Raw genomic sequence first — 8,338 nt, 5'->3', positions numbered from 1 at the left:
GGTCACGGGGGAGACAGAAGCGGGGTCGTACGGGCCGGGGGGTCCTGTACGGCCCCGCTTCTCCGTGCGTCCCGACCGTTACGGTGTGGCCGGCGCCGTTGCCCGCGGCCCCCGCGAACCAGGAAGCGATCAAGTGAGCACAGCAGTGGGCCGTACGAGGCCGGTGTGGAAGCTCTGGGCTGTCGTGGCCGTTCTGGTCGTGATGGTGGCGGGGCTGCTGCACGCCTGGCGCAACACCAATGTGCTGACGGAGGAACGGCTCTGTGGCGGGCTGGTCTCGGCCGCGCAGGCGGACGCGGTTCTTCCGGGGGGCGGCCGGCTCGATTCCGAAGGGGACGGCCTCGACGGGGACCTGACGGACACGGTGTGCAGGGTCGGGAAGTCGTCCGTCGTGCTCGGCTCCGGCGAGGGCGAGCTGACGGTACGGGTCTGGGCGGAGCGAGGGGACGAACTCCTGGGCATCGAGTACCTGTCGGACCTGCCGGAGGCGTCGTTCTTCTCCGGGGCGGTGACCGGCGGGGTCGATGCTTACAAGGGATGGGCCCTGCTGCCCGAGAAGTGCTGGACGGACCAGCCGGTGATCGTCAGAGTCAGTTCCTCCGAACGGATCCCCGACCGCGCGGCGTTCGCCGACCTCACCACCGACACCGCGCGTGCCGTCGGGGCCAGGGCGGGCTGCGGCGATCTCCCCGGGAAGACCGGGAAGCCCGTACCGCCCCGCTCCGAGGCCGCCCGCCCGGTCACCGAAGGCCAGGTGTGCGGCTTGGACGGCCTGACCGTGCGGGGCCGGGTCCCGGCAGGTACGGAGGTTCTCGAAGCGGGACAGGAGGCACCCGCCGACGTGTGGACCTGTGAGCTGACCCTGGACGACGAGACAGGCGGTTCCGTCCGTGCCGACGGCTTCATGAAGTACACGGCCTTCCGGGACCCGCAGCTCCTCGCGGCCGTGCGGAAGGCGCCGGGCACGATCAAGGACAGGGCTCCGGACGGCCGGGAAGCCGAAGTCGTCGACGGAGGGCCCGGGATGATTCTGCCCTGCGCCGATGGCGGCGCTCTCTACTTGGCGGTCGCGTCCGGGCAGCAGTACCGGGAAGCGAGCAAGCTCCACGCGGACCTTCCGCGGCGGGACGCCTATGCCGAGCCCTTCGTGAAGGCCGCCGCCCAGACCTTCGGCTGCGCGGCCCCCGCCGGCTGAGCACGAGCGGGGCGCCCGTCCCTACTCGGGGACCGGCGCCCCCACGCTCGCCCGTCGGCACCGCCCCGCCGCCGCGGCGGCGAACCGCCCCAGCGCCTCCTCCTTGCCGCAGGGATACGCCCCCAGGGCCGTCTGGCGGGCCACGATGCGGCGTTCGGCCCGCATCAGCCGCCAGCCCCGCCGCAGCAGGAACGGCACCGACTTGCGGCCCTCGCGCAGATCCCGCACCAGCCGCCGCCGGAACGTGGTGGACGGGCGGCCGCGCAGGCACAGCGCGTCGGCCAGCAGCCCCAGGTCCTGGCAGCGTTCGACGATGTCCGCCGCGAAGATGCCCTCCGCCACGAACAGCGGTGACCGCTCGATGTGGAAGGCCTCGTGGTCCGTACGGGAACTGGTGGCGATGTCGTACACGGGAACGTCCGTACGGCCGCACCGGCACAGCTCGGCGATGGCGGCCACCGCCGCCTCCGCGTCCCAGGACCCGGCGGAGTCCCAGTCGATGTCCGAGGAGCCTGGCACCCGGGGCAGCGTCGGGTCGTCGTGCTCCTTGTAGAAGTCGTCCAGGCGCAGCACCGGCAGGCCGGTGCGGGCGGCCAGGACGGACTTGCCGGAGCCGGAGGGGCCCGCGAGCAGCACGACGCGGGTCGGGATCGGTTGGGAACTCACAGAACAGAAGTGTGAGGCATTGACCCGCGCAGGGGACCCCTCGGGCCTCCTGTTGGTATCCAGCATCACACCTCAACTACTCTGCGCGCACAGACGATTACCCGACCAGGTTCGATCAGGTGGAAAACATGGCACTTCATGCACGTAAGCCCGAACGTCGCGTCCTGCTGCGCGCGGGTCTGACCATCACCGCGCTGGGGGCCGCCCTGGGGGCCGGTGCGGGCTCCGCCGGGGCCGTTCAGCTGCCCCCGGTCGCGGAGATCCCGGACCAGGGCGCCGCGGCCCTCCAGGCGGTCGGCGAGACGGCCGGACCGGCGGTGACCAGCGCGCTCGGGACCTCGCTGGCCAGCAGCGTCGCCCCGATCACCGACCTCCAGCTGCACCCGCTGGCCAACACCGGGGTGGACCCCCTGGACAACGCCGTGGGCACCCAGGTCGCGGACTTCAAGCCGCTGACCACGGCCGTCCTCACGGACCCGCTCACCAGCGGCGGCTCGCTGGGCGACCTGCCGGTGGTGGGGACGGTCACCGGGCTCATCACCGGCTGACGCCCGGCGCGGAGAGACGGCGGACGGGGCCGCCCCGGGGTGGGAGGGCGGCCCCGTCCGGGCATCGGGTGTGCGTCAGTACGAGGAGCCGGCGGCTCCCAGGGCGCCCGTCGGGTGCCACACCGTCTTGGTCTCCAGGAACGCCGTCAGGCGGTGCGTGCCGGGGGAGGCCGACCAGTCCGCGGAGTCCGCCGCGCCGTCCGCGGACTGTGCGCCCGGGCGCAGGACGCGCTTCAGGTTGTCCGCGGCCGCGATCTCCAGCTCCTTCGCCAGGGCGGTGTCCGCGCCGGTGAGGTCGATCGCTTGCACGTCCTGGTGGGCGGCGAGCGGGGCCGCCAGCTCCGCCGTGACGCCCGACAGGATGTTGACCACGCCGCCGGGCACGTCGGAGGTGGCCAGCACCTCGCCCAGCGACAGTGCGGGCAGCGGGGCGTCGGCCGAGGCGACGACGACCGCCGTGTTGCCGGTCGCGATGACCGGGGCGATCACCGAGACCAGGCCGAGGAGCGACGACCTCCGCGGCGCGAGGACCGCGACCACGCCCGTCGGCTCGGGGGTGGAGAGGTTGAAGAAGGGGCCCGCGACCGGGTTCGCCCCGCCGGAGATCTGCCCGATCTTGTCGGTCCAGCCCGCGTACCAGACCCAGCGGTCGATCGCCGCGTCCACCACGGCCGCCGCCTTGGACTTCGACAGCCCCTCGGAGGCGGCCACCTCACGGACGAACTGGTCCTTGCGGCCCTCCAGCATCTCCGCGACGCGGTAGAGGACCTGGCCGCGGTTGTACGCGGTCGCGCCCGACCAGCCGCCGAACGCCTTGCGCGCGGCCACGACCGCGTCGCGCGCGTCCTTGCGGGAGGACTGCGGCGCGTTCGCCAGCCACTGGCCCTTGGAGTCGCTCACCTCGTACACCCGGCCGCTCTCGGAGCGGGGGAACTTGCCCCCGACGTACAGCTTGTAGGTCTTGAAGACGTCAAGTCGGTTGTTATCGGACATCGAGGTACGCCTCCAGGCCGTGGCGGCCGCCCTCGCGGCCGTAGCCCGACTCCTTGTAGCCGCCGAACGGCGACGTCGGGTCGAACTTGTTGAACGTGTTGGCCCAGACGACGCCCGCGCGGAGCTTGTTCGCCACCGCGAGGATGCGGGAGCCCTTCTCCGTCCAGATGCCGGCCGAGAGGCCGTACTGACTGTTGTTCGCCTTGGCGACCGCCTCGTCCGGGGTGCGGAAGGAGAGGACGGAGAGCACCGGGCCGAAGATCTCGTCGCGGGCCACCGTGTGCGCCTGGGTGACGTTCGTGAAGAGCGTCGGGGCGAACCAGTAACCGGACGAGGGCAGTTCGCAGGGTGCGCTCCAGCGCTCCGCGCCCTCCGCCTCGCCGGTCTCCACCAGGGAGGTGATCCGGGCGAGCTGTTCGGCGGAGTTGATCGCGCCGATGTCGGTGTTCTTGTCCAGCGGGTCGCCCAGGCGCAGCGTGGACAGCCGGCGCTTCAGGGCGTCCAGCACCTCGTCCTGGACCGACTCCTGGACCAGCAGCCGGGAACCGGCGCAGCAGACCTGGCCCTGGTTGAAGAAGATCCCGGTGACGATGCCCTCGACGGCCTGGTCGATCGGCGCGTCGTCGAACACGATGTTCGCGCCCTTGCCGCCCAGCTCCAGCGTGACCTTCTTGTCCGTGCCCGCGACGGAGCGCGCGATGGCCTTGCCGACGGCGGTCGAACCGGTGAAGGCGACCTTGTTCACGTCCGGGTGCGTGACGAGGGCCTCGCCCGCGTCCCCGTAACCGGTGAGGATGTTGACGACGCCCTTGGGGAGTCCCGCCCGGCGGCAGATGTCCGCGAAGAACAGAGCGCTGAGCGGGGTCGTCTCGGCGGGCTTGAGGACCACCGTGTTGCCCGTGGCGAGCGCCGGGGCGATCTTCCACGCGAGCATCAGCAGCGGGAAGTTCCACGGGATGACCTGGCCGGCCACCCCCAGCGGACGGGGGTTCGCCCCGTACCCCGCGTGGTCCAGCTTGTCGGCCCAGCCCGCGTAGTAGAAGAAGTGCGCCGCGACCAGCGGGAGGTCCGCGTCGCGGGTCTCCTTGATCGGCTTGCCGTTGTCGAGGGTTTCGAGAACGGCGAGCTCGCGGCTGCGCTCCTGGATGATCCGGGCGATCCGGAACAGGTACTTGGCGCGCTCGGAGCCGGGCAGCGCCGACCACTTCTCGAACGCCTTGCGGGCCGCCTTCACGGCCCGGTCCACGTCCGCCGCGCCGGCCCGCGCGGCCTCGGAGAGGACTTCCTCGCTGCTCGGCGAGACGGTCTTGAAGACCTTGCCGTCGGCGGCCTCGGTGAACTCGCCGTCGATGAAAAGCCCGTAGGACGGGGCGATGTCGACGACGGAGCGGGACTCCGGCGCCGGTGCGTACTCGAATGCGGATGCCATGGCTATCAGTCCACCGTCACGTAATCGGGGCCGGAGTAACGGCCGGTGCTGAGCTTCTGGCGCTGCATCAGCAGGTCGTTGAGCAGGCTGGACGCGCCGAACCGGAACCAGTGCGGGTCCAGCCAGTCCTCGCCCGCGGTCTCGTTCACCAGCACCAGGAACTTGACCGCGTCCTTGGTGGTGCGGATGCCGCCGGCCGGCTTCACGCCGATCTGCGTACCGGTCTGCGCCCGGAAGTCGCGGACGGCCTCCAGCATGAGGAGCGTGTTGGCGGGGGTGGCGTTGGTGGCCACCTTGCCGGTCGAGGTCTTGATGAAGTCCGCGCCCGCCAGCATCCCGATCCAGGAGGCCCGGCGGATGTTGTCGTACGTGGACAGCTCGCCGGTCTCGAAGATCACCTTGAGCCGGGCCTCGCCGCACTCCGCCTTCACGGCGAGGATCTCCTCGTACACCTTCAGGAACCGGCCGGAGAGGAACGCCCCCCGGTCGATCACCATGTCGATCTCGTCGGCCCCGGCCGCCACGGCGTCGCGGACGTCCGCGAGCTTGACGTCCAGCGCGGCACGGCCTGCCGGGAAGGCGGTCGCCACGGACGCCACCTTCACACCGGAGCCGGCCAGCGCGGCGGCGGCGGTGGCCGCCATGTCGGGGTAGACGCAGACCGCGGCGGTGCGCGGGGCGGTGCGGTCGGTCGGGTCGGGGTTGACGGCCTTGGCGGCGAGAGCCCGGACCTTGCCCGGGGTGTCCGCGCCTTCCAGCGTCGTCAGGTCGATCATCGAGATGGCGAGATCGATCGCGTACGCCTTGGCCGTCGTCTTGATCGAACGGGTTCCGAGGGAGGCGGCGCGCGCTTCGAGGCCGACGGCGTCGACGCCGGGCAGCCCGAACAGGAAGCGGCGCAGCGCACTGTCGGACGCCGTCGCGTCGGAAAATGCGGGAGCAGTGGTGGGCATGGTCACCAGGGGAGCATATCTACGCGCGTAGCGACCTGTACAGGGGGCCGGGCCATCCGGGCGTCCCGCACCCCGCACCCGCGCGTCCTCCCCCGGGACGCCACGGTCCGGCGACGGGCGGCCGTGCGGTGCGTCCGCTGCGCCGCCCTCCGCGCCCGTCAGGCAGAATCGGCCCCATGACGAGCCCCACACCCCCCGCAGAGCCGCCCCCCGCGACACGGACCTACCGTTCCGTCGCCGCACTGGTCTGCGGGTCGCTGCTGCTCCTGCTGATCGCCTGGATGGCCGGCGACGCCATGATCCGGGGCGAGGGACGGATGCCCTGGCTGGCGGCGGCCGCGCTGCTCCTCGTGGTGCCGCTGGTCGTGGCGTTCACCCTGCGGCCCGCGGTCTTCGCGGACGACGAGCGCATCCGGGTCCGCAACCCGTTCCGGACGATCCAGCTGCCCTGGACCGAGGTCGCCGACGTACGGGCCTCGTACTCCTCCGAACTGCTCGCCCAGGACGGCACGAAGTACCAGCTGTGGGCGATCCCGGTCTCCCTGCGCGCCCGCAAGCGCGCGGCGCGCAGCGCGGCCCGCGCGGCGCACGACGACCCCTACGGCCGCACCTCCGTCAGCGCCGACGTCCGCGACTCCGCCGCGCGCACCGCGTCCGCCGACCAGACGGTCCGCGATCTGCGGGACATCGCCGAGCGGGCCGGCGACACGACCGCCGAGGGCGTGGACCGGGGCTCCGTGCGCTGGGCGTACGAGGTGATCGCCCCGGCCGTCGCGGGAGCCGTTCTGCTCGTGGTGGTGGGGGCGCTCGGCTGAGAGGCCTGCCGGGTGGCCTCGGAGCCGACGCCAGCGGACGCCGAAGGGCCGGCCCCCTCCCGGGGGTGCCGGCCCTTCGGCGTGAAGCGGTGCGTCAGATGCCCGCTGCCGCCGCCAGGTCCTGCTTGATCCCGGCGAGCAGTTCGGCCCCCCGGGCCCGCGCGGCGGGCAGCCCGGCCGCGTCCGCCACCGGGACGACGACCTCCAGGTAGCACTTCAGCTTCGGCTCGGTGCCGCTCGGGCGGACGATCACCCTGGCCCCCTCCAGCCGGTAGCGCAGCCCGTCTGTCGGCGGCAGCTTGTCCGTGCCCCGCGCCAGGTCCTCGGCCGAGGTGACGGCGAGGCCGGCCAGCGCGGTCGGCGGCTGCTCGCGGAGCCGTGCCATGGCGTCCGCGATGACGGAGAGGTCCTCCACCCGCACCGAGAGCTGGTCGGTGGCGTGCAGGCCGTGCGCGAGCGCCAGGTCGTCCAGCAGATCCAGGAGCGTGCGGCCCCGCTCCTTGAGCACGGAGGCCAGCTCGGCGACGAGCAGCGCGGCGGTGATGCCGTCCTTGTCGCGGACGCCCTCGGGGTCGACGCAGTAGCCGAGCGCCTCCTCGTACCCGTACCGCAGGCCGTCGACCCGGGCGATCCACTTGAAGCCGGTGAGCGTCTCCTCGTATCCGAGGCCCGCCTTCTCCGCGATCCGGCCGAGCAGCGACGACGACACGATCGACTCGGCGAACACGCCGCTCACGCCCCGTTCCACCAGGTGCGCGGCCAGCAGGGCGCCCACCTCGTCGCCGCGCAGCATCCGCCAGCCGCCCTCCGTTGCGGTGTCGGGCACGGCCACGGCGCAGCGGTCCGCGTCCGGGTCGTTGGCGATCACCAGGTCCGGCGCCGCCCGGCGCGCGGTGGCGAAGGCGAGATCCATCGCGCCGGGCTCCTCCGGATTGGGGAAGGCCACGGTGGGGAAGGCGGGGTCGGGCTCGGCCTGTTCGGCCACCAGCACCGGTGCCGGGAACCCGGCCCGCTCGAACGCGGCGGTCAGCACGGAGGTGCCGACGCCGTGCATCGCGGTGTAGACGGTGCGTGCCGTACGGGGGCTGTCGGGGGCCAGGACCGCGTCCGTACGGGCGAGGTAGGCGGCCAGGACCTCGTCGCCGAGGGTCTCCCAGCCGTCCTCGGGGCGCGGCACGCCCGCCAGTGGGCCGACGGCGTCGATGGCGGCGGCGATCTCGCCGTCGGCCGGAGGCACGATCTGCGAGCCGTCGCCGAGGTAGACCTTGTAGCCGTTGTCGCGCGGCGGGTTGTGGCTGGCGGTGACCTCGACACCGGCGACCGCTCCCAGATGCCGTATGGCGTACGCCAGTACGGGGGTGGGCAGCGGGCGGGGCAGCACGGCGGCGCGCAGCCCGGCCCCGGTCATCACGGCCGCGGTGTCGCGCGCGAAGTCCTCCGACTTGTAGCGGGCGTCGTAGCCGATGACGACGAGGCCGCCCTCCTCGCCCTGCGCCTTGAGGTAGGCGGCGAGGCCCGCCGCCGCCCGGATCACCACGGACCGGTTCATCCGCGTCGGACCGGCTCCCAGCTCCCCGCGCAGCCCGGCGGTGCCGAACTGGAGCGTGCCCGCGAAGCGGGCGGCGAGCTCCTGGGCGTCCCCCGCCTCGATGATCGCGGCCAGCTCCGCGCGCGTCTCGGGGTCGGGGTCCTCGGCCAGCCAGGTCCTGGCCTGCGCGATGAGGTCGTGCTGCACGGGG

8 protein-coding genes are annotated in these 8,338 nt (G+C 72.9%); 3 read left to right on the top strand and 5 right to left on the bottom strand.

Features of this window, described 5'->3' with window-relative positions:
• The first annotated feature begins 133 nt into the window (after positions 1 to 133).
• Positions 134 to 1,195 carry a hypothetical protein gene (locus HET64_RS33265; RefSeq protein ID WP_308370416.1) on the top strand — a complete coding sequence of 354 codons (1,062 nt, stop codon included), beginning with the start codon at positions 134 to 136 and terminating at the stop codon, positions 1,193 to 1,195.
• Positions 1,196 to 1,216: 21 nt separating this feature from the next.
• Here HET64_RS33265 and HET64_RS33260 read toward each other — a convergent pair whose 3' ends face one another.
• Positions 1,217 to 1,927, bottom strand: a complete 711-nt coding sequence (locus HET64_RS33260) for a uridine kinase (protein WP_215110882.1) — start codon at positions 1,925 to 1,927, stop codon at positions 1,217 to 1,219.
• A 62-nt stretch (positions 1,928 to 1,989) separates the two neighbouring features.
• Here HET64_RS33260 and HET64_RS33255 point away from each other — a divergent pair, with 62 nt between their 5' ends.
• Positions 1,990 to 2,409: a hypothetical protein gene (locus tag HET64_RS33255; RefSeq protein WP_215110880.1), complete on the top strand. Its 420-nt coding sequence runs from the start codon at positions 1,990 to 1,992 to the stop codon at positions 2,407 to 2,409.
• 75 nt (positions 2,410 to 2,484) lie between these two features.
• On the opposite strand, the gene HET64_RS33250 is transcribed toward HET64_RS33255, so the two are convergent.
• Genes HET64_RS33250 through deoC form a run of 3 tightly spaced genes read right to left on the bottom strand, consistent with a single transcriptional unit; the run spans position 2,485 to position 5,784 of the window.
• Positions 2,485 to 3,402 carry an aldehyde dehydrogenase family protein gene (locus HET64_RS33250; protein ID WP_215110878.1) on the bottom strand — a complete coding sequence of 306 codons (918 nt, stop codon included), beginning with the start codon at positions 3,400 to 3,402 and terminating at the stop codon, positions 2,485 to 2,487.
• Positions 3,392 to 4,831: an aldehyde dehydrogenase family protein gene (locus HET64_RS33245; RefSeq protein WP_215110877.1), complete on the bottom strand. Its 1,440-nt coding sequence runs from the start codon at positions 4,829 to 4,831 to the stop codon at positions 3,392 to 3,394. The genes HET64_RS33250 and HET64_RS33245 overlap by 11 nt, the downstream gene beginning before the upstream one ends.
• A 5-nt stretch (positions 4,832 to 4,836) precedes the next feature.
• A complete protein-coding gene (gene deoC, locus HET64_RS33240) occupies positions 4,837 to 5,784 on the bottom strand; it encodes a deoxyribose-phosphate aldolase (RefSeq protein WP_215110875.1) in 948 nt (315 codons plus the stop codon).
• Between the two features lie 176 nt (positions 5,785 to 5,960).
• On the opposite strand from deoC, the gene HET64_RS33235 reads away from it, so the two are divergent.
• Positions 5,961 to 6,599, top strand: coding sequence for a PH domain-containing protein (locus HET64_RS33235; RefSeq protein ID WP_215110874.1), 639 nt, complete (start codon positions 5,961 to 5,963; stop codon positions 6,597 to 6,599).
• Between the two features lie 94 nt (positions 6,600 to 6,693).
• Here HET64_RS33235 and HET64_RS33230 read toward each other — a convergent pair whose 3' ends face one another.
• Complete coding sequence (locus HET64_RS33230) at positions 6,694 to 8,334, bottom strand: phospho-sugar mutase (RefSeq protein WP_215110884.1); 1,641 nt, start codon at positions 8,332 to 8,334, stop codon at positions 6,694 to 6,696.
• Positions 8,335 to 8,338: the final 4 nt, after the last annotated feature.

It is taken from the genome of Streptomyces sp. McG3, from assembly GCF_018619185.1.
Classification (GTDB): domain Bacteria; phylum Actinomycetota; class Actinomycetes; order Streptomycetales; family Streptomycetaceae; genus Streptomyces.
The sequence above is the reverse complement of the archived record's forward strand: the minus strand, read 5'-3'. Positions and strand labels throughout refer to the sequence as shown.